This window comes from Burkholderia sp. Ac-20365 (genome assembly GCF_017104715.1).
Classification (GTDB): Bacteria; Pseudomonadota; Gammaproteobacteria; order Burkholderiales; family Burkholderiaceae; genus Paraburkholderia.
The window spans coordinates 21,763-43,018 of sequence record NZ_JAAGPI010000009.1; the positions used below are offsets into that span (position 1 = coordinate 21,763).

At 61.3% G+C, this 21,256-nt stretch carries 20 protein-coding genes and 2 tRNA genes; 19 read left to right on the forward strand and 3 right to left on the reverse strand.

The genetic code is table 11. The annotated features are described in order from the left end of the window. Positions 1 to 98: 98 nt before the first annotated feature. Together aroC and G3O01_RS17740 are read left to right on the forward strand one after the other, a co-directional pair. On the forward strand, positions 99 to 1,199 hold the full coding sequence (aroC, locus tag G3O01_RS17735) for a chorismate synthase (protein ID WP_205806455.1): 1,101 nt from the start codon (positions 99 to 101) through the stop codon (positions 1,197 to 1,199). 49 nt (positions 1,200 to 1,248) lie between these two features. Next, positions 1,249 to 2,712, forward strand: a complete 1,464-nt coding sequence (locus G3O01_RS17740) for a tetratricopeptide repeat protein (RefSeq protein WP_205806456.1) — start codon at positions 1,249 to 1,251, stop codon at positions 2,710 to 2,712. 80 nt (positions 2,713 to 2,792) lie between these two features. Here the strand turns inward: G3O01_RS17740 and G3O01_RS17745 are convergent, their stop codons facing one another. Beyond that, entirely contained in the window at positions 2,793 to 4,466 is a 1,674-nt protein-coding gene (locus G3O01_RS17745) for an electron transfer flavoprotein-ubiquinone oxidoreductase (protein ID WP_205806457.1), read from the reverse strand. A 189-nt stretch (positions 4,467 to 4,655) separates the two neighbouring features. Between G3O01_RS17745 and G3O01_RS17750 the strand changes: the two genes are divergently transcribed. Together G3O01_RS17750 and G3O01_RS17755 are read left to right on the forward strand one after the other, a co-directional pair. Further along, positions 4,656 to 5,432, forward strand: coding sequence for an SDR family oxidoreductase (locus tag G3O01_RS17750; protein ID WP_205806458.1), 777 nt, complete (start codon positions 4,656 to 4,658; stop codon positions 5,430 to 5,432). Positions 5,433 to 5,621: 189 nt separating this feature from the next. Further along, positions 5,622 to 6,050 carry a thioesterase family protein gene (locus tag G3O01_RS17755; protein WP_109480101.1) on the forward strand — a complete coding sequence of 143 codons (429 nt, stop codon included), beginning with the start codon at positions 5,622 to 5,624 and terminating at the stop codon, positions 6,048 to 6,050. Between the two features lie 69 nt (positions 6,051 to 6,119). Here G3O01_RS17755 and G3O01_RS17760 read toward each other — a convergent pair whose 3' ends face one another. Beyond that, entirely contained in the window at positions 6,120 to 6,665 is a 546-nt protein-coding gene (locus tag G3O01_RS17760) for a PAS and helix-turn-helix domain-containing protein (protein WP_205806459.1), read from the reverse strand. 277 nt (positions 6,666 to 6,942) lie between these two features. Here G3O01_RS17760 and G3O01_RS17765 point away from each other — a divergent pair, with 277 nt between their 5' ends. The 15 genes from G3O01_RS17765 (at position 6,943) to G3O01_RS17835 (ending at position 20,795) form a co-directional block, all read left to right on the forward strand. Continuing rightward, a complete protein-coding gene (locus tag G3O01_RS17765; RefSeq protein ID WP_205806460.1) occupies positions 6,943 to 7,647 on the forward strand; it encodes a CoA transferase subunit A in 705 nt (234 codons plus the stop codon). A 2-nt stretch (positions 7,648 to 7,649) separates the two neighbouring features. Further along, positions 7,650 to 8,291: a CoA transferase subunit B gene (locus G3O01_RS17770; RefSeq protein ID WP_007585459.1), complete on the forward strand. Its 642-nt coding sequence runs from the start codon at positions 7,650 to 7,652 to the stop codon at positions 8,289 to 8,291. Between the two features lie 196 nt (positions 8,292 to 8,487). Next, complete coding sequence (locus G3O01_RS17775) at positions 8,488 to 9,420, forward strand: alpha/beta hydrolase (protein ID WP_205806461.1); 933 nt, start codon at positions 8,488 to 8,490, stop codon at positions 9,418 to 9,420. A gap of 120 nt (positions 9,421 to 9,540) precedes the next feature. Next, positions 9,541 to 9,894, forward strand: a complete 354-nt coding sequence (locus G3O01_RS17780) for a RidA family protein (protein WP_035990403.1) — start codon at positions 9,541 to 9,543, stop codon at positions 9,892 to 9,894. Between the two features lie 63 nt (positions 9,895 to 9,957). After that, the gene (locus G3O01_RS17785) at positions 9,958 to 12,198 is read left to right on the forward strand and encodes a bifunctional (p)ppGpp synthetase/guanosine-3',5'-bis(diphosphate) 3'-pyrophosphohydrolase (RefSeq protein ID WP_205806658.1); all 2,241 of its coding nucleotides are present in this window, start codon (positions 9,958 to 9,960) and stop codon (positions 12,196 to 12,198) included. Between the two features lie 99 nt (positions 12,199 to 12,297). Beyond that, a tRNA-Val gene (locus G3O01_RS17790) sits at positions 12,298 to 12,374 on the forward strand. 280 nt (positions 12,375 to 12,654) lie between these two features. Beyond that, on the forward strand, positions 12,655 to 14,562 hold the full coding sequence (gene thrS / locus G3O01_RS17795; protein ID WP_205806462.1) for a threonine--tRNA ligase: 1,908 nt from the start codon (positions 12,655 to 12,657) through the stop codon (positions 14,560 to 14,562). A 48-nt stretch (positions 14,563 to 14,610) separates the two neighbouring features. Next, positions 14,611 to 15,135, forward strand: coding sequence for a translation initiation factor IF-3 (gene infC / locus G3O01_RS17800; protein WP_109480109.1), 525 nt, complete (start codon positions 14,611 to 14,613; stop codon positions 15,133 to 15,135). 257 nt (positions 15,136 to 15,392) lie between these two features. Next, positions 15,393 to 15,590: a 50S ribosomal protein L35 gene (rpmI, locus tag G3O01_RS17805; protein WP_004191477.1), complete on the forward strand. Its 198-nt coding sequence runs from the start codon at positions 15,393 to 15,395 to the stop codon at positions 15,588 to 15,590. 29 nt (positions 15,591 to 15,619) lie between these two features. Next, on the forward strand, positions 15,620 to 15,979 hold the full coding sequence (gene rplT / locus G3O01_RS17810; protein ID WP_004192938.1) for a 50S ribosomal protein L20: 360 nt from the start codon (positions 15,620 to 15,622) through the stop codon (positions 15,977 to 15,979). Between the two features lie 158 nt (positions 15,980 to 16,137). Continuing rightward, positions 16,138 to 17,151, forward strand: coding sequence for a phenylalanine--tRNA ligase subunit alpha (gene pheS / locus G3O01_RS17815; RefSeq protein ID WP_205806463.1), 1,014 nt, complete (start codon positions 16,138 to 16,140; stop codon positions 17,149 to 17,151). 142 nt (positions 17,152 to 17,293) lie between these two features. Further along, positions 17,294 to 19,726, forward strand: coding sequence for a phenylalanine--tRNA ligase subunit beta (pheT, locus tag G3O01_RS17820; RefSeq protein WP_205806464.1), 2,433 nt, complete (start codon positions 17,294 to 17,296; stop codon positions 19,724 to 19,726). A 54-nt stretch (positions 19,727 to 19,780) separates the two neighbouring features. Then, entirely contained in the window at positions 19,781 to 20,191 is a 411-nt protein-coding gene (locus G3O01_RS17825; RefSeq protein ID WP_205806465.1) for an integration host factor subunit alpha, read from the forward strand. Between the two features lie 54 nt (positions 20,192 to 20,245). Then, on the forward strand, positions 20,246 to 20,647 hold the full coding sequence (locus G3O01_RS17830) for a MerR family transcriptional regulator (protein ID WP_205806466.1): 402 nt from the start codon (positions 20,246 to 20,248) through the stop codon (positions 20,645 to 20,647). A gap of 71 nt (positions 20,648 to 20,718) precedes the next feature. Further along, positions 20,719 to 20,795: transfer RNA gene (locus tag G3O01_RS17835), tRNA-Pro, on the forward strand. A gap of 162 nt (positions 20,796 to 20,957) precedes the next feature. Here the strand turns inward: G3O01_RS17835 and G3O01_RS17840 are convergent. After that, a complete protein-coding gene (locus G3O01_RS17840) occupies positions 20,958 to 21,242 on the reverse strand; it encodes a DUF3303 domain-containing protein (RefSeq protein ID WP_205806467.1) in 285 nt (94 codons plus the stop codon). Positions 21,243 to 21,256: the final 14 nt, after the last annotated feature.

A 21,256-nucleotide genomic window follows, 5' to 3' on the forward strand; every position in this document is an offset into this window, starting at 1 on the left:
CATCCGTCCTATCACCTCCGGCCGGCCCGCCGCGCGCCACGCCAGTGCGGCCGGGCTGGCATAATGACGTTCTCCCCGCATTTCTTTGGACGACGCCCATGTCCGGCAATACCCTCGGTACGCTCTTCACAGTCACGACCTTCGGCGAATCTCACGGCCCGGCTATCGGCTGTGTAATCGACGGCTGCCCGCCGGGCATGTCGCTCGTCGAAGCCGACATCCAGTTCGAACTCGATCGCCGCCGGCCCGGCACGTCGCGCCACGTGACGCAGCGCCAGGAAGAGGACAAGGTCGAGATTCTCTCGGGCACGTTCGAGGGCAAGACGACGGGCGCGCCCATCGCGCTTTTGATCCGCAACACCGACCAGCGCAGCAAGGACTACGGCAACATCGCCGACACGTTCCGTCCCGGTCACGCGGACTACACCTACTGGCAAAAATACGGCATTCGCGACTATCGCGGCGGCGGGCGTTCATCCGCACGACTGACGGCGCCGACGGTGGCAGCGGGCGCCGTCGCCAAGAAATGGCTGCGCGAGAAGTTCGGCACGGAAGTGCGCGGCTATATGGCGGCGCTCGGCGAGATCGACGTGCCGTTCGTCGACTGGCAACAGGTGCGCGAGAACCCGTTCTTCGTGCCGAATGCGGATATCGTGCCGCAGCTCGAAGAATATATGGACGCGCTGCGCAAGGACGGCGACTCGATCGGTGCGCGTATCAACGTGGTCGCTTCGGGCGTGCCGGTGGGTCTTGGTGAGCCGCTGTTCGACCGGATCGACGCCGATATCGCGCACGCCATGATGGGCATCAACGCGGTGAAGGGTGTCGAGATCGGCGCGGGTTTCGAAAGCGTGCGGCAGCGCGGTTCCGTGCATGGCGACGAACTGACGCCGGAAGGCTTCGTCGGCAATCATGCGGGCGGCGTGCTCGGCGGCATTTCGACGGGGCAGGACATCACGGTATCGATCGCGATCAAACCGACTTCGAGTATCCGTACGCCGCGCCGTTCGATCGACAAGAACGGCCAGCCGGCTGTCGTCGAAACGTTCGGACGTCACGATCCGTGCGTCGGCATTCGCGCAACGCCGATCGCCGAAGCGATGCTCGCGCTCGTGCTGATCGATCACGCGCTGCGCCACCGCGCGCAATGCGGCGACGTTGCTGTCGATACGCCGAAGATCGCTGCCAGCGCACCGTAAGGTCGAATGCCATCCGGCGGGTTCGCCTGTTTTCGATGCGGCGGTCAACATGAACGATAACGATCCGATCACCGCCGACCCGCTTGCGCCGCTGCGCGCGCGCACGGCGCTACCCGATGCCGTCGCGACCGACTGGTTCGCGCTCGGCAACGCGCTGTTACAAGGCGCGAACGGCGACAAGGCGCGCCTGCGCGAAGCCCTCGATGCGCTTGTGCGAGCGTACCGGCTCGACGCGAACTGCAACGCGAGACTTTTGCACGACATCGCGCAGACGGCTTTCATTCTGCGCGACTGGGCGCTCGTCGAATCCTCCACCGAACTTCTGCTCGCGCGTGACGCGAACGACGCGAATGCACTTGTCTGGCGCGCGGCTGCCGCTCAGGATCGCGACGATTTCGCGGAAGCACAACGTCTGCTGCACGAAGCCGCACGCGCGGCGCCAGGCAACCACGTCGTGCTGCACAAGCTCGCGTTGTGCAGCAAGGAGCAGGGCCGCGTCGGTGAAGCGGAAGCGTTACTGCGCCGTGTGCTCGAGCTAGCGCCGAACAACGCGCATGCGCTGTTCGATCTGTCGGAACTGGAAGTGCGCTCCGGCCGTTACGCGCAAGGCTGGCTCGACTATGAGGCGCGCATCGCTTTTGCGCACGATTCGAACGCCGCGAGGGCCGCGCTGTCGGCACTCAGTCCGAACTGGCGCGGTGAATCGTTGGCGGGCAAGACGCTCATCGTCTATGGTGAGCAGGGCAATGGTGACTGTCTGTGGTCGGTGCGTTTTCTGTCGTTGCTTGCGGAACGGGCGCAACACGAAGGCGGGCGCGTGATCTTCGGTTACGCGGGGCCGATGCAGCACCTGTTTGAGCGCATGCTACCCGATGGCGTCACGATTGAGACGAGCCTCGACACGAAGCCCGACTATCACTGCGGGCTGATGAGCCTGCCGCTGCGCGTTGGCATCAACGATCCTTCTGTCTGGGGGCGGCCGTATCTGAGCGCCGATCCGACGCTCGCAGCGGCGTGGCGTGATCGCGTCGAGGCCGTCACCGTGGCAGGAAACAAAAAGGTCGGGCTGGTGTGGAACGGCAATCCCGATCACATTCGCGACCGGCGGCGTTCGATCCCCGCTGGCGAGATCGCGCAGATTCTCGACGTGCCCGGTGTGTCGTTCTTCGCGATCTCGCCGGGGCGTGAGCAGACGGTCGGGCAATGGCGCGGACAAGGCATGGACATCGCTGATCTGACGCCGCAATTCACCGGGGGTTTCGACGATGTCGCCGCGTTGCTCGTGAATCTCGATGCGCTCGTCACCATCGACAGCGGTCCTGCGCATCTGGCGGGCGCGCTCGGCGTGCCGACCTGGCTGATGCTCGATCATGTGTCGGCGTGGTTCTGGGGCGACGAGACGGAGCGCACGCCGTGGTATCAGACGGTCGAGCTGTTTCGTCAGCCGTCAGTTGGTGCTTGGCCGCCCGTGCTCGAACGCGTGCGCGCGCGGCTGGAAGCGCTGGCGGCGTAGGCCGGCGTGCATTGCCGGGCCTGCAAGCGAAAACGCCGCTCAACGAGCGGCGTTCTGCTTTACAGGTGATGCGACGAGTATCACATGTTCGGATAGTTCGGGCCGCCCCCGCCTTCAGGCGTCACCCACACGATGTTCTGCGTCGGATCCTTGATATCGCAGGTTTTGCAGTGCACGCAGTTCTGCGCATTGATCACGAGGCGTTCGCTGCCGTCGTCGTTCTTCACGAACTCGTAGACTGCGGCGGGGCAGTAGCGGCTTTCGGGGCCTGCGTACGTCTGCAGGTTCACCTTCACGGGCACCGTCGGATCCTTGAGCGTCAGGTGAGCCGGCTGATTCTCTTCGTGGTTCGTGTTCGAGATGAACACGGACGACAACCGGTCGAACGTCAGCTTGCCATCGGGCTTCGGATACTCGATCGGCTTGCACTGCGACGCAGGTTTCAGCATCTGATGGTCCCAGTGCTGGTGATGCAGCGTCCATGGCACGTTGCCGCCCATCAGCTTCTGTTCGATACCGACCATCAGCGTGCCGAGATAGAGGCCCTTGCTCATCCACTGCTTGAAATTTCGCGCGCGGTAAAGCTCGGTGTGCAGCCACGACGTCTTGAACGACTCGGGATACGCGGTCAGTTCATCGCTGTTACGACCAGCCTGCACGGCGTCGAATGCGGCGTCGGCGGCTAGCATGCCTGTCTTGATCGCCGCGTGCGAACCCTTGATCCGCGATGCGTTCAGGAAGCCCGCATCGTCGCCAACCAGTGCGCCGCCCGGGAAAACGAGCTTCGGCAGCGACATCAGGCCACCTGCCGTGATCGCGCGCGCGCCGTACGACACGCGTTTGCCGCCTTCGAGGAACTTGCGGATTTCCGGATGCGTCTTGTAGCGCTGGAACTCTTCAAACGGCGACAGATACGGATTCGAGTAGCCCAGACCGACCACAAAACCAACCATCACCTGATTGTTGTCGATGTGATACAGGAACGAGCCGCCGTACGTTTGCGAGTCGAGCGGCCAGCCAGCCGTGTGGATCACGAGCCCCGGCTTGTGCTTCGACGGATCGATTTCCCACAGTTCCTTGATGCCGATGCCGTAGACCTGCGGATCGGCGCCGTCGCGCAGCTTGAACGTGTCCGACAGCTGACGGCCCAGATGCCCGCGCGCGCCTTCGCAGAACAGCGTGTACTTGGCATGCAGTTCCATGCCGAGCTGGAAGTTTTCCGTCGGCTCGCCGTCCTTGCCGATGCCAAGATTGCCCGTCGCGACGCCCTTGACCGAGCCGTCGTCGTTGTAGAGCACTTCAGCCGCCGCAAAACCCGGAAAAATCTCGACGCCCAGCGCTTCGGCCTGCTGACCCAGCCACCGCGTCACATTCGCCAGCGAGATCACATAGTTGCCGTGATTCTTGAAGTTATCCGGCAGCGCCCAGTTCGGCACCGATTTCGCGCCCGTTTCGTTGAGGAAAAGGAAGCGGTCTTCCGTCACCTCGACGTCCAGCGGCGCGCCTTTTTCCTTCCAGTCCGGGATCAGTTCGTTGATGGCGCGTGGGTCCATCACGGCGCCCGAGAGGATATGCGCCCCAATTTCCGAGCCTTTTTCGAGCACGCAGACGCCGATTTCGACGCCTTTTTCCGCGGCACGCTGCTTCAGGCGAATGGCCGCCGACAGGCCCGCCGGGCCGCCGCCGACGATCACGACGTCATATTCCATCGACTCGCGCGGGCCGAATTGCTCGATCAGACTTGCGGGGGTCATTGATGCTCCTCTTACCGTTAGAATGCTTTTTTCGGGATCGTATTGTCATTGAACGATCCCTGCACTGCAACACAATGAGGCAAGATTAGCACGATCGTTCTATTATTGTGAACTGGGATTTCAACCGATGTCAGGCGCTGCGCGCCGGCCGGCCGTCCCCGTCACATCCACGTACCAAGGAAAACGACAATGGGCCGTTCGATCAATCTGGAAGGCAAGGTCGCGCTGATTACGGGCGCCTCGAGTGGACTCGGCAAGCGGTTTGCCATGGTGCTGTCGCAGGCGGGCGCCAAGGTCGTGCTGGCAAGCCGACGAATCGAACGCCTGAAGGAATTGCGCGCCGAGATCGAGGCATCGGGCGGCGCGGCGGCGGTCGTGTCGCTCGACGTGACCGATTACCAGAGCATCAAGTCGGCCGTCGCGCACGCCGAGACCGAGGCGGGCACGATCGATATCCTCGTCAACAATTCGGGCGTCTCGACCACGCAGAAGCTGACCGACGTGACGCCCGCCGACTTCGAATACGTGTTCGACACGAACACGCGCGGCGCCTTTTTCGTCGCGCAGGAAGTGGCCAAGCGGATGATCATGCGGGGCGTCGGCGGGAACAAGCCGCCGTACCGGATCATCAATATCGCGTCGGTGGCGGGCTTGCGGGTGCTGCCGCAGATCGGGCTTTATTCGATGAGCAAGGCGGCCGTCGTGCATATGACAAAAGCGATGGCGCAGGAATGGGGCCGCCACGGCATCAATGTGAACGCGATCTGCCCGGGCTATATCGATACCGAGATCAATCATCATCACTGGTCGACCGATCAGGGGCAGAAACTGGTGTCGATGCTGCCGCGACATCGCGTCGGCAAGCCGGAAGATCTCGACGGGCTGTTGCTGCTGCTGGCCGCTGACGAATCGCAGTTCATCAACGGCTCGGTGATTGCTGCCGACGACGGCTTCGGGCTGTCGTAACCCGATCCGCCAGGCGTTTCGCGGTGTTCACAGCAGAAAATCGCGAAACGCGCGATCATTGACAGCCGTGTGCAACGTCCGCGTCACGCGGCAGGTTGCACGATCCAACATGGCTGCCGTGCCTGCGGGCGCGGCGCCGGCTATCCTGTTTTTCCCGATTCAAACCGTAGAAGAAGTGCAATGAGCGCAATGAGTGATTACCACCCCGTTTTTGAGATGTCGATGCCGATCCGTTGGGGCGACATGGACGCGTTCGGCCATGTGAACAACACGGTCTATTTCCGCTACATGGAGCAGGTGCGGATTTCCTGGTTCGAGCAACTGGGCATTGCCGGCGGCAATGGCGAAGGGCAAGGGCCCGTGATCGTCAATGCGTCGATGGAGTTTCTGAAGCAGCTGCACTATCCGGGCGATGTGATTGGCCGCATGACGGTCGGCACGCCGGGCCGCAGCAGCTTCGACACCGGCTTCGAACTGTTCCGCGCCGACGATCCGAACACGCTGTACGCACGCGGCAATGCGAAATGCGTATGGATCGATTACGCGGCCGGCAAGTCGGTGCCGATTCCCGATCTGCTGCGCTCGACGATCGAACACGCGCATCTCGTGAAGGCCTGAACGCCTTCCGTCATATAGCGAAGACCTCGCGCGTCGGCCTTCCGTGCCGGCGCCAAAACGCTTCAGAAGTCAGTTCCCCAGCAGCCGCTGCAGCAGTTCCGTCGCGTTCCCGGTGCCGTATTTGCGCATCAACCGCGCGCGATACACATCGACAGTGCGCGAGCTGATGTCGAGAATCCGCCCGATCTGCTTGCTCGTTTTTCCCGTTACCAGTTGCGCGGCAATTTCGCGTTCGCGCGGCGTCAGTTCGACGGCGACCCGCCGCGTCGCGCTCAGGTCCTCGAAGGTCCAGACGCCCGCTGCGTGCGGGATCGACAGATCGAGCGAGCGGCCCGTCACGTGGCACCAGAACAGCTCGCCATTCGCGCGCTTCATGATGCGGTCGTCGGCGTAACTGCCTTGCGCCGTCATGATGGGTGGAATGCGCGCGCCGATCCGCTCGAACTCGTCCGGCGACGGATACAGCACGGCGAACGATTGTCCCAGCAACGACTCGCGCGAGCGGCCGAAGATCGCGGCCAGCTGGTCGTTGCAGTCTTCGATGATCCGTTCGCGCGACAGCACGAGGCCGATTGGCGCGAGGTGAAAGGCGGTTTGATAATCCAGAGCAGGCATGAATTCAGCGAAGGCGGCGACGGGATGCGGTACGAATACTTATGTATTTTTGCGTATTGTGCCGCAAGGCCGTCGCATCGTACCCTTTCGGCACATCACAAGATGCTCGGCTGGCGTGCTCGAGCACCTGTTCGCAAGGTTTTGCACGAGTCGCGCCACCATTCGCCGCAGATGACTAGAATGGCGTTTCGGGCCTCGCCCGCAGCGCCCAGTCGACATAAGAACGGCGTCGCACCAATCCGTATTTCGGAAATCCAGTCAAGGAAGGGACACACTGATGAATAAAGTCTACGCAAGCGCGGCGGCCGCGCTCGAAGGCATCGTCAAGGACGGCCAGACGTTTGCCGTCGGCGGCTTTGGATTGTGCGGCATCCCCGAAGCGCTGATCGCGTCGCTGCGCGATTCGGGCGTCAAGGGCATCACCTGCATCAGCAACAACGCGGGTGTCGACGGTTTCGGCCTCGGCCTGCTGCTGGAAACGCGCCAGATCAAGAAAATGATCTCGTCGTACGTCGGCGAGAACAAGGAATTCGAGCGCCAGTATCTGGCGGGCGAACTCGAACTGGAATTCACGCCGCAAGGCACGCTGGCCGAAAAGCTGCGCGCGGGCGGCTCGGGCATTCCGGCGTTCTTCACGAACACGGGCTACGGCACGATCATCGCGGACGGCAAGGAAACGCGTCAGTTCGGCGAAAACCATTACGTGCTCGAACACTCGCTGACGGCCGACGTCGCGCTCGTCAAGGCATGGAAGGCCGACAAGTCGGGCAACCTGATCTATCGCCGCACCGCGCGCAACTTCAACCCGATGTGCGCGATGGCGGGCAAGATCACGGTGGTGGAAGTCGAGGAGATCGTCGAGACGGGCGAGCTCGATCCGGACGCAATCCACACGCCGGGCATTTTCGTGCAGCGCATCGTGCTGAACGCGAACCCGGAAAAACGCATTGAACAACGCATCGTCCGCGCGAAAGGAGAATAACCATGGCTTGGAATCGTGACCAGATGGCCGCGCGCGCGGCGCAGGAACTGCAGGACGGCTTCTATGTGAACCTGGGCATCGGCCTGCCGACGCTCGTCGCCAACCACGTGCCGGCCGGCATGGAAGTGTGGCTGCAATCGGAAAACGGCCTGCTCGGCATCGGCCCGTCGCCGTATGAAGACGAAGTGGACGCCGATCTCATCAACGCCGGCAAGCAGACGGTGACGACGCTGCCGGGCTCGTCGATTTTCTCGTCGGCCGATTCGTTCGCGATGATCCGCGGCGGCCACATCAACCTGGCCATCCTCGGCGCCATGCAGATCAGCAAGAAGGGCGATCTGGCGAACTGGATGATCCCCGGCAAGATGATCAAGGGCATGGGCGGCGCGATGGACCTCGTCGCGGGCGTGAAGAAGGTCGTCGTGCTGATGGAGCACGTCGCGAAGGGCGACCAGCACAAGATTCTCGAAGAATGCACGCTGCCGCTGACGGGCGTGGGCGTGGTCGATCGCATCATCACGGATCTGGGCGTGATCGACGTGGTCGATGGCGGTCTGAAGCTGGTCGAACTGGCCGACGGCGTCACCGTCGACGAGATCAAGGCGAAGACGGGTGCGCCGCTCGATACGAGCGCTGTGGGCTGATTTTCGCGGTCCAGCGTCTGGCTGGATTCGATGATCGTGAAACGGGTGCGATGCAGGTCGCACCCGTTTTTCTTTTTGGCGTTTGTGATTTTGTCCTATGCCGTTCGACCGATGAGCCGTGGCGGCGAAGCGGTTTAGAATCGATCGTGTTCCGTGCAGCGTTGCACGCCGCTTGACTTCGATCGAGGGAATCCTGATGACCGCCACGCCTGTCGCCACGTCTGTCGCTGCTACGCCCGCACTCGATTCCGCCACGCCCCGTCAGCGCTACGTGCAATGCGCGAGTCCTGCGGGCCTGCACCGCATCGCGTACACCGAATGGGGCGCGCCAGACAACCCGCGCGTGCTGGTCTGCGTGCATGGCCTCACGCGCTCGGGGCGCGATTTCGACAGGCTCGCGGTGGCGCTGTCGTCGACGTATCGCGTGGTGTGCCCGGATGTGGTCGGGCGAGGCTTGTCTTCGTGGCTCGCCAACCCCAGTTACTACATGATCCCGCAGTACGTGGGCGACATGGTCACGCTCGTCGCGCGGCTCGGCGTGGAATCGGTGGACTGGTTCGGCACGTCGATGGGCGGGCTGATCGGCATGGCGTTCGCCGGGTTGAAGGATTCGCCCATCCGCAAGATGATCGTCAACGATGTCGGCCCGCATGTAGAGCCTGGCGCGATCGAACGTATTGGCAGTTATCTGGGGCAGCCTGTGTCGTTTGCCACGCAGCAGGAGGCAATCGATCACGCCGCGCTGCTCGCGCAATCGTTCGGTCCGTTGACGCCGGAAGAGTGGCGCGAGATCAATACGCCGCTCGTGCATGAGCGTGATGGCGCCTGGCGCTTTCGTTACGATCCGCGCATCGCCGAGCCGTTCACGAAGACCACGCCTGAAATGGTGGCGCTTGGCGAGGCGGCGCTGTGGCAGTCTTTCGCCGCCATTGAAGGCCCCGTGCTCGTCGTGCGCGGCGCGCAATCGGATCTGCTCTCGCCCGAAACCGTCGTGCAGATGAAAGAGAAGGGACGTAACGTGTCGAGCGTCGAAATCCCCGGGGTGGGCCATGCGCCGGCGTTCCTTTCTCCTGATCAGATCGACATTGCGAAACGGTTCTTTCTCGGGGGCGGCGCTGACGCGTCATAATATGAGATTGGCGCGGCGGCGTTGGGCAGAACTCCAAAGTGGGTTTGCCCGCGTGAGTGGATGCAACACGCATCGTTGCGCAGCGTCGTATTTTTTCATTCTCAACGGACAGGAATTTCCATGGCAGTCATTCGTCACCACGTCGGCAAGCGTCTTTCGGAAACGGCTGTGCACAACGGCACGGTTTATCTGGCTGGCCAGATTGCCGAAGACACTGACCAGGACATCGTCGGTCAGACGCGCGAAGTGCTCGGCCACATCGACCGCCTGCTCGGTGAAGTCAACAGCGACAAGTCGCTGCTGCTGTCGGTGCAGATCTATATCTCGGACATGGTGCATTTCGCCGGCATGAACGCCGCGTGGGACGAGTGGGTCGCGCAGGGCAACACGCCGCCGCGTGCCACTGTCGAGGCGAAGCTTGCTAATCCGAAGTGCCTCGTCGAAGTGGTCGTCGTTGCTGCGCAGCGCAGCTAAATACATCACTCGCGTTTCAAGTATTCGCCAGACTCGCCCGCGCGTCGCGCGGGCCGCCGCATGATGAACACCGATACTGTCACGACCGCTCCGCATCCGACGCCGTCCTTTGACGACGCGCTCGCGTTCGTGCGTGAGCACGCGGGCGACGCACGCCTGTCATCGGGCGAATTGCTCGCGGATCACGCGGCGGGCACGGCGTCCATTATGCGCACGCTCAACGTCGATCCGTCTGCTGTCGTGGCAGCGGCACTGTTTTCGCTGACGCCGCATCTGGAGAATCCCGAGCAGACCATCGCCGACAACTTCGGTGAGGAAGTCGCGCAACTGGTCGGCGACGTGCGCAAGCTGCTGCGGCTAGGCACGGTGAGCATGCGCGCAGCGCAGAATGCAATGCCCGAAGCGGGCCGCGATGCGCAGGCCGCGCGCCGCGCCCAGGTCGAAGCGCTGCGCAAGATGTTGCTCGCATTCGCGCAAGATATTCGCGTCGTGCTGATCCGGCTGGCTTCGCGCCTGCAATCGCTGCGCTATTACGCTGCGGCGAAGATCACGCCAACACCCGATGTCGCGCGCGAGACGCTCGATATCTACGCGCCGCTCGCGAACCGGCTCGGCATCTGGCAATTGAAGTGGGAACTCGAAGATCTCGCGTTCCGCTTCGAAGAGCCGCAAACCTACAAGCGCATCGCGAAGCTGCTCGACGAGAAACGCGTCGAGCGCGAAACATATGTGTCCGAGGCGATCGCGCGGCTGCAGAACGAGCTGGCTGCGGCGCATATCAACGCCGAGGTGAGTGGCCGGCCAAAACATATCTACAGCATCTGGCGCAAGATGCGCGGCAAGGAGCTCGATTTCTCCGAGCTTTACGATGTGCGCGCATTTCGCGTCATCGTGCCGGACATCAAGGATTGCTATACGGTGCTCGGCATCGTGCACAACCTGTGGCAGCCGGTGCCGAAAGAATTCGACGACTACATCTCGCGGCCCAAGCCGAATGGCTACAAGTCGCTGCATACGGTGGTGATCGGCGACGACGGTCGCGCGTTCGAAGTGCAGATCCGCACGCAGGAGATGCATCAGTTCGCCGAGTATGGCGTGGCCGCGCACTGGCGCTACAAGGAAGCAGGTGCGCGTGGCTACGGCGGGCAATTCAGCGCCAGCGAGAAGTACGACGAGAAGATCGCGTGGCTGCGTCAACTGCTCGCCTGGAAAGACGATGTTTCCGAAGGCAAGCCGGGCGAGAAGGGCATAGTCAAGCCGTGGGAACAGCTTCGTCAGGCCACGCTCGACGACGATCATATCTATGTGCTCACCCCGCAGGCTCGTGTGATTCCGCTGCCGCAAGGCGCGACGCCGCTCGACTTCGCGTATCACCTGCACAGCGAGCTGGGCCACCGTTGCCGTGGCGCGCGCGTCGATGGCGCGATGGTGCCGCTGAATACGCCGTTGCAGAACGGGCAAACGGTCGAGATCGTTGCGGTGAAAGAGGGCGGTCCTTCACGCGACTGGCTTAATCCGCAGCTTGGTTATCTGCAAAGCAATCGCGCGCGCCAGAAGGTGCGCGCGTGGTTCAACGCGGTCGACGTGCAGGAGAACATCGCCACGGGCCGCGCGATGGTCGAAAAGACCTTGCAGCGCGAGGGCAAGACTTCGGTCAATCTCGATCAGCTGGCTGCGAAGCTCGGCTTCAAGTCCACCGACGATCTGTTCTCGGTGGTCGGCAAGGAAGAGTTCAGCTTGCGGCTCGTCGAGCAGGCGCTGAGCGATGCGCCGCCGGCCGAGCCTGTCGTCGAAGCGCCCGAGCAGTTCGAGAAGCGCAGTAGCGGCGCGAGCGTCGCGCATGGCGCGTCGACGGGCGTGCTGGTGGTGGGCGTCGACGCGTTGCTCACACAACTCGCGCGCTGCTGCCGCCCGGCGCCGCCTGACGACATAGCGGGTTTCGTCACGCGCGGCAAAGGCATGTCGATTCATCGCAGCGACTGCCCCACGTTCCTGCGCATGGCCGAGCGTGCGCCCGAGCGCGTGCTGCAAACCGCGTGGTCCGCGGATGTGATGAGTGGGCGAGGCAAGTCGGTCTATCCCGTTGATCTGTCGATCGAAGCGACCGACCGTCAAGGTCTGCTGCGCGATATCTCCGAAGTCTTCGCGCGCGAGAAGATGAATGTGGTCGGCGTGAAGACGCAGTCGCGGCGCAACGCGGCGTTCATGCAATTCACTGTCGAAGTATCGAGCGCGGCGCAGATCCAGCGTGCGTGCGCGATGCTCGGCGAAGTGACGGGCGTCGTCAGGGCCATGCGCAAGTGAAGGTGTAGGCTCTTGCGCGGAGGCGGCATCGGAATTTTGATGTCTCCGCATAAAAACACTTGCCAACTTTCTGTGGGCTCCATATAATCTCGTTTCTCTAGGCTCGTAGCTCAGCTGGTTAGAGCACCACCTTGACATGGTGGGGGTCGTTGGTTCGAGTCCAATCGAGCCTACCAACGAATCAGAAGCTTCGGTTTGCCGAGGTTTCGCAAACGCGAGTTGCAATGAGCGCCTCGGCGCAAAGAGCGAACAAAGCGAACATGGTTATGACACCGCGAACGTTGACCGGAACAGTTTCGGAGCGACGCTAGTCGAGGACCAATTTCGCCCTTGTGTTTGCAGTAGTTAGCAGGAATACGAATGCGGCCCCTCGAAAGCGGGGCCGCATTTTTTTTGGTCGATTTTTTTAATGGCTTGTTGCCTGTGCCGCCGCCGGCCGGCATGACGGAGAACGCAATGGTTTCGATACGACTGCCCGATGGTTCTGTTCGACAGTACGAGCATCCCGTGACCGTCGCCGAAGTGGCGGCCTCGATCGGCCCCGGTCTCGCGAAGGCGGCGCTCGGTGGCAAGATCGACGGTGAGCTCGTCGATATGTCCGCGCTGATCGATCACGATGTGTCGCTTGCGATCGTCACGGACAAGGATGCCGATGGCCTCGACATCATTCGCCACTCGACGGCGCACCTGCTCGCGTACGCGGTGAAAAATCTCTTCCCCGAAGCGCAGGTGACGATCGGGCCGGTAATCGATAACGGCTTTTACTACGACTTCTCGTATAGCCGTCCCTTCACGCCCGAAGATCTCGAGAAGATCGAAAAGCGCATGCAGGAGCTCGCGAAGAAGGACGAGCAGGTGTCGCGTCGCGTGGTGTCGCGCGACGAGGCGGTCGAGTACTTCAAGAGTATCGGCGAGAAGTACAAGGCCGAAATCATTGAATCGATTCCCGCCAGCGATGACATCAAGCTGTACTCGCACGGCGGTTTCACCGATCTCTGCCGCGGCCCGCACGTGCCGTCGACGGGCAAGCTGAAGGTCTTCAAGCTGATGAAGGTCGCGGGTGCTTACTGGCGCGGCGACTCGAAGAACGAGCAGCTGCAGCGTATCTACGGCACGGCCTGGACGAAGAAGGAAGACCAGGACGCGTACCTGCACATGCTCGAAGAGGCGGAAAAGCGCGACCACCGCAAGCTCGGCAAGCAACTCGACCTGTTCCACATGCAGGATGAGTCGCCCGGCATGGTGTTCTGGCATCCGCGCGGCTGGACGCTGTGGCAGCAGGTCGAGCAGTACATGCGCCGTCGCGTGAACGACGCCGGCTATCTCGAGATCAAAACGCCGATGATCATGGACCGCTCGCTGTGGGAGGCGTCCGGTCACTGGCAGAACTATCGTGAAAACATGTTCACGACGGAGTCGGAAAAGCGCGACTACGCAATCAAGCCGATGAACTGCCCGGGTCACGTGCAGGTGTTCAATCACGGCCTGCGTTCGTACCGCGATCTGCCGCTGCGCTATGCCGAGTTCGGTTCATGCCATCGGAACGAATCGTCGGGCGCGCTACATGGTTTGATGCGCGTGCGCGGCTTCGTCCAGGACGATGCGCATATTTTCTGTACCGAAGATCAGTTCATCAGCGAATCGATCGCGTTCAATACGCTGGCAATGAGCGTGTATAAGGACTTCGGCTTCGATAACGTCGAAATCAAGCTCTCGCTGCGTCCGGACGCACGTGCAGGTACGGATGAAATTTGGGATCGCGCCGAGCAAGGGTTGCGTGATGCGCTGACCGCGTGCGGCGTGACCTGGGAAGAGTTGCCGGGCGAAGGCGCGTTCTACGGTCCGAAGGTCGAGTACCACATCAAGGACGCGCTCGGCCGTTCGTGGCAGTGCGGCACGCTGCAGCTCGACATGGTGCTGCCTGAACGCCTCGGCGCTGAGTACGTCGCGGAGGACAACAGCCGCCGCCGTCCGATCATGCTGCACCGTGCAATCGTCGGATCAATGGAGCGTTTCCTCGGTATTCTGATCGAGCACCATGCTGGTGCAATGCCCGCGTGGCTGGCGCCGATGCAGGTTGTCGTGATGAATATCGCGGAAAGTCAGGCGGAATACGCACAATCTCTGGCCCAATCGTTGCAAAAACAAGGGGTTAGAGTGGAGGCCGATTTGCGCAATGAGAAGATTAGCTATAAAATACGCGAGCACACGCTGGAAAAGGTCCCGTATTTGCTGGTCGTCGGTGACAAGGAGCGTGATGCACAAACGGTAGCCGTGCGTGCCCGTGGCGGCGTCGATCTGGGCGTGATGTCCCTCGATGCCTTCAGCGAGCGTCTGCGTCAGGACGTACAGACGTTCAACTAACCACCAGGCAGCGCGGCTCGTTTTTTTAATTTTTAGAGGAAACGTAACATCGCTACTGATAAGTCTGCGCATCGCATCAACGGTGAAATCACTGCACCTGAAGTGCGTCTGGTCGGAGTCGACAACGAACCGCTCGGCATCGTAAAACTCGCTGATGCTTTCCGCCTGTCGGAACAGCAGGACGTGGATCTGGTAGAAATCGCGCCGCAAGCGGTTCCGCCGGTCTGCCGCCTGATGGACTACGGCAAGTTCAAATACCAGGAAGCGAAGAAGCAGCACGAGGCCAAGCTCAAGCAGAAAGTCATCCAGGTCAAGGAAGTCAAATTCCGGCCGGGTACGGATGACGGTGACTACAACGTCAAGCTGCGCAACCTCGTCCGCTTCCTCGAAGATGGCGACAAGACGAAGATCACGTTGCGTTTCCGTGGCCGCGAAATGGCTCACCAGGAAATCGGCATGCGCATGCTCGAACGTCTGCGCACCGATCTGGATGAAGTCGGTCAGGTCGAGCAAATGCCGAAGATGGAAGGTCGCCAGATGATCATGGTGCTGGCGCCGAAAAAGAAGAAGTAAGCAGACGCTAGCCGCGCGTTTCAGAACGCACGGCACGGTTGTCGGAAAGTTTGAAGCGCATGCCGTCACAGGCGGCATACGCGAAGCAGGTTTCGGAATGACGTCCACGGAAATGTTGATGTGGACGCATTTCCCGAAAAGCAGCGGCCAGCAGTGCGGGCCGTCTGCATACCAAGTGGAGTGGGTTTCGAAGGGCGGGTGAGGGCTTTCTGAGCCAACCGCACACCCATGTCCATCAAATAATGGAGTTGTCTGTCATGCCGAAGATGAAGACCAAGAAGAGCGCTGCAAAGCGCTTCGTGGTTCGTCCGGGCGGTACCGTCAAGCGCGGTCAAGCCTTCAAGCGCCACATTCTTACCAAGAAGACCACCAAGAACAAGCGTCACCTGCGCGGCGCCACGGCAGTTCATGATTCCGATCTGAACTCCGTACGCGCGATGCTGCCGTTCGCCTAACCCTTAACCGACACTCATAGGAGCGAAACATGCCTCGAGTCAAACGTGGGGTTACCGCACGGGCCCGCCACAAGAAGATCATCAATCTGGCCAAGGGTTACCGCGGCCGCCGCAATAACGTCTATCGCATCGCCAAGCAGGCGGTCATGCGCGCTGGCCAATACGCCTACCGCGATCGCCGCAACAAGAAGCGTGTGTTCCGCGCACTGTGGATCACGCGTATCAACGCGGCGGTGCGTCAGCACGACATGACGTACAGCGTGTTCATCAACGGCCTGAAGAAGGCGTCGATCGAACTCGACCGCAAGGTGCTGGCCGACATGGCTGTGTTCGACAAGGCTGCTTTTGCTGCGATCGTCAAGCAGGTGAAAGCCGCCGTTGCAGCCTGAGTGCGCTGTTAGCATCTAGTACTGCGTGGTTCGTTGCAGCGAAGATCCGGTAGTCTCGGTGACGCTGCAACAAAAACGGGGCTCCTCACCGAGCCCCTTTTTTGTTGGTCGAACCAGTTTTACTTCGATTGAATACTGACGTTGAAAAGATGGGATCAATGGATCTGGACCAGATTGTCGCCGACGCAAAAAGCGCCTTTGAACAAGCCTCCGACGTCACCACGCTCGAAAACGAGAAGGCCCGTTTTCTCGGCAAGTCGGGCGCATTGACGGAACTGTTGAAGGGGCTCGGCAAGCTCGATCCCGAAACGCGCAAAACGGAAGGCGCGCGGATCAACATCGTCAAGCAGCAGGTCGAAGCCGCGCTGACGGCGCGCCGCCAGGCGCTGGCCGATGCGCTGCTGAACCAGCGTCTCGCCGCTGAAGCCATCGACGTTACCTTGCCTGGCCGCGGCACCGGCACGGGTAGCCTGCATCCCGTGATGCACACGTGGGAACGCGTCGAACAGATTTTTGGCAGCATTGGTTTCGACGTGGCCGACGGCCCCGAAATCGAAACCGACTGGTACAACTTCACGTCGCTGAACAGCCCGGAAAACCATCCGGCGCGTTCGATGCAGGACACGTTCTACGTCGACGGCAAGGACGCCGAAGGCCGTCCGCTGCTGCTGCGCACGCACACCAGCCCGATGCAGGTCCGCTACGCGCGCACCAACACGCCGCCCATCAAGGTGATCGTGCCTGGCCGCACGTACCGCGTGGACAGCGATGCGACGCACTCGCCGATGTTCAACCAGGTCGAAGGCCTGTGGATCGACGAGAACATCAGCTTCGCCGACCTGAAGGGCGTCTATACCGACTTCCTCAAGAAATTCTTCGAGCGCGACGACATTCTCGTGCGCTTCCGTCCGTCGTACTTCCCGTTCACCGAACCATCAGCCGAAATCGACATGATGTTCGAGCAGGGCAAGAACGCCGGCAAATGGCTCGAAATTTCGGGCTCGGGCCAGGTTCACCCGACGGTGATCCGCAACATGGGCCTCGACCCCGAGCGTTATATCGGCTTTGCATTCGGCAGCGGCCTCGAGCGTCTGACGATGCTGCGCTACGGCGTTCAGGACCTGCGTCTGTTCTTTGAAAACGACCTGCGCTTCCTGCGCCAGTTCGCCTGAGGCGAACTAGCAGCGTCATAGCACGCGACGAGAGCATGACGGCGATCAGCAAAGATATCAGCCGTCATGCAAACAGCGCCTCCAGTTCGATACCTGCGTATTGACCGGATGCGGACACAACCTGTTTAGAACGTACAGAACCATGCAATTCCCGGAATCCTGGCTCAGAACCTTTGTCGATCCGCAACTGACGACGGCCGAGCTGTCGCACGCCCTGACGATGGCTGGTCTCGAAGTGGAAGACCTCCGTCCCGCGGCGCCGCCGACCTCGAAGATCGTCGTGGGCCGCGTGCTCGAAGTCGTCAAGCACCCGGACGCGGACAAGCTCAACGTGTGTCAGGTCGATGCCGGCACGGGCGCGACGCTGAACATCGTGTGCGGCGCGCCGAACGTGGCGCCCGGCATCAAGGTGCCGGTCGCGCTGGTGGGCGCGCAACTGCCGCCCGCTGAAGAAGGCGGCGCACCGTTTGCCATCAAGCTGTCGAAGCTGCGCGGCGTACAGAGCGAGGGCATGCTGTGCTCGGCACGCGAACTGAAGCTGTCGGAAGATCATAGCGGGCTGATGATCCTGCCGGAAGATACGCCGATCGGCCAGGATATCCGCGAAACGCTGAATCTCGACGACACCGTGTTTGAAATCAAGCTGACGCCGAACAAGGCCGATTGCCTGTCGGTGTTCGGCGTCGCGCGCGAGACGGCAGCGATCACGGGCGCGCCGCTGCGCCCGCTCGCAATCAAGCCTGTCGAAGTCAAGCTGAATGAAACGTTACCCGTCGAGATCTCGGCGCCGGACCTGTGCGGCCGCTTCTCGGGTCGTGTGATCCGTGGCGTCAACGCGCGCGCCAAGTCGCCGGCGTGGATGGTCGAGCGTCTCGAACGCTCCGGTCAACGAAGCATTTCCGCACTGGTCGACATTTCGAACTATGTGATGCTCGAACTCGGCCGTCCGTCGCACGTGTTCGATCTGGACAAGATCCACGGCAGCATGGATGTGCGCTGGGGCAAGCGCGGCGAATCGCTGAAGCTGCTCAACGGCAACACGGTCGAAGTGGATGAGACGGTCGGTGTGATCGCCGACGATCAGCACATCGAAAGCCTCGCGGGCATCATGGGCGGCGACAGCACGGCCGTCACGCTCGACACCACCAACATCTATCTCGAAGCCGCTTTCTGGTGGCCCGATAGCATTCGTGGCCGCTCGCGTCGCTATAACTTCTCGACGGACGCGGGGCATCGCTTCGAACGCGGTGTGGATTACTCGACCACCGTCGAGCACATCGAACGCATCACGCAGCTGATTCTCGACATCTGCGGCGGCGAAGCCGGTCCCGTCGACGATCAGATCGTCAACGTGCCGAAGCGCGCGCCCGTGAAGATGCGTGTCGCACGCGCGAACCGCATCATCGGCGTGGCGATCGGTGCCGACGAAATCGCGCAGATTTTCACGCGTCTCGGTCTGCCGTTCGAGCGTGACGGCGAAGACTTCCTCGTCACACCGCCGCCGTACCGCTTCGATATCGAAATCGAAGAAGACCTGATTGAAGAAGTCGCACGCATTTACGGCTTCGAAAAGATTCCGGCGCGTCCGCCTGTTGCTCGCAGCGAAATGCGCCGAACGAACGAAACGCAGCGCTCGATTCACGCGCTGCGTCACGCACTCGCCGCTCGCGATTATGCGGAAACGGTGAACTTCAGCTTCGTCGATGCCGAGTGGGAACTGGATTTCGCAGGCAACGACAAGCCGGTGAAGCTCCTTAATCCGATCGCGAGCCAGCTGTCGGTGATGCGCACGACGCTTTTCGGCAGCCTGATCAGCGTGCTGCGCCACAACCTGAACCGTCGCGCGGACCGCATTCGCGTCTTCGAAGCAGGACGTGTGTTCCTGCAGGATGCGTCGATCAAGGCGGGCGAACTGGCTGTCGAAGGCTTCGCGCAACCGAAGATGATCGGCGCGCTGGCCTATGGTCCTGTGATTGAAGAGCAGTGGGGCGCGCAAACCCGTGCCGTCGATTTCTTCGACGTGAAGGGCGACCTCGAAGCGCTGCTCGCACCCGCTGACGCGCGTTTTGTGAAGGCGGAGCATCCGGCGCTGCATCCGGGACGTAGCGCGCGCATCGAACTCGATGGACGCGCGATCGGCTGGATCGGTGAGCTGCACCCGCGCTGGATGCAGAAGTACGATCTGCCGCATGCGCCGATCCTGTTCGAAGTCGAAGCAGAAGCGTTGATGCAGCGCGCGCTGCCGAGCCCGACCGAAGTGTCGAAGTTCCCGCCCGTGCGCCGCGATATCGCGATCGTCGTCGATCAGAAAATCGAAGTTCAGGCGCTCTTTGACGAGATGCAAAAGGCGCTGTCGGAAGAGGCTTGCAAGACCATTCAAAGGGTTGCGCTTTTCGATGAATTTCGTGCAAAATCAAATACTTCCGGCGGGCTGGCAGCGCACGAGAAAAGCCTTGCGTTCCGTGTAACCTTGCAAGATACTGGTGGGACCCTTCAGGATGAAACGGTCGATCTGGCCATTCAGACTTTGGTGGATCGTCTTGCTCGAGTGTATGGCGCCCGGTTGCGCGGATAACCGATAACGGCTTTTCCGCAAGTTCCGTTCTGGTAGACGCGCCATTTGACAGATATGAATGAAATGAACTCGAGTGATTTCGAAGCCCTTCTTACGGCGCAGCGTAGCGCCATGATTCGCGATATTCCTACCTCAACCTCCAGCGCGTCGGCCGAAGCACCGACGCTCACCAAGGCTGAGCTTGCCGAGCTGCTGTTCGACAATGTCGGGCTCAACAAGCGGGAAGCGAAGGACATGGTCGAAGCGTTCTTCGAGGTGATTCGCGACGCGCTGGAGAGCGGCGACAGCGTGAAGCTGTCCGGCTTCGGCAACTTCCAGTTGCGCGACAAGCCGCAGCGTCCAGGCAGAAATCCAAAAACGGGCGAGGCGATTCCTATCGCCGCGCGCCGCGTCGTGACGTTCCATGCAAGTCAAAAGCTGAAGGCGCTGGTCGAGAACGGCGCTGAAGAGAGCTTCGCGCGCTGATCCATTCGCGCACCCGCGCAACCACTACGACGGTCTACAGACCGCTAACTGACGATGACAGCGACGATCGAAAAAGTCGTCTTGCCTCCGATTCCCGCGAAGCGCTACTTCACGATCGGTGAAGTCAGCGAACTATGCGGCGTGAAGCCGCATGTGCTGCGGTATTGGGAGCAGGAGTTCACGCAGTTGCGGCCGGTGAAGCGTCGAGGCAATCGCCGCTACTATCAGCATCATGAAGTACTGCTGATCCGGCGGATCCGCGAGCTGCTGTACGAGCAGGGCTTCACGATCAACGGCGCACGCAACCGGCTCGATTCGCATGGTGCTGGGCAGGGTGCGGAAGTCGAAGGCGAGGTCGTCGAAGGGACGGTCGTCCAGCCTGCGACGACGGCGACGGTGGATGTCGATCAGTTGCGCAAAGAGTTGCTGCAGGTGATCGACCTGCTTGGTCATTGAAGGATTTGTTGTCTCGAGATTGATTGTTGCAGTTCTATTCGCAAGAAGTGTCTGTTATACTCTCTTGCTTTCGGGGCGTAGCGCAGCCTGGTAGCGTACCTGCATGGGGTGCAGGTGGTCGGAGGTTCAAATCCTCTCGCCCCGACCAGATGGACAAAAAGGACTTACGGTGAAAACCGTAAGTCCTTTTTTCTATTGCGCGATGCCTTGTCGTGTTTGCTCGTTCATCGTGAACTATGTCGTTATCCTGATTAATCCGTGCGCGCCCGGATCAGCATGAACGATGACCGCGATGCACGAAACGATCCTCTCACTTTCCCGCCTGAAACGCACCCAATGCCGCGCCGAGTTCCTCGTCGGTGAGCGCGGGCGTTACCCTGAACGTGAAGAGGTCGCCCCAGTCGAGCACCCACGCAGCCAACGGTGCGCTGCTATCGGACTCGACGATCGCAAAGCCGCTCAACTCGCCGATCGTATGCCAGCGTCCGAGCATCTTGATGCCGTCGGGCGGCAGGGCGCCACCCGATTTCATGAAGCGCTCAACGGCCGATGATTGTGTCGTCGGCAGCCCGTTCCACTGAACTATGAACTTCATTGCGCACCTCCACC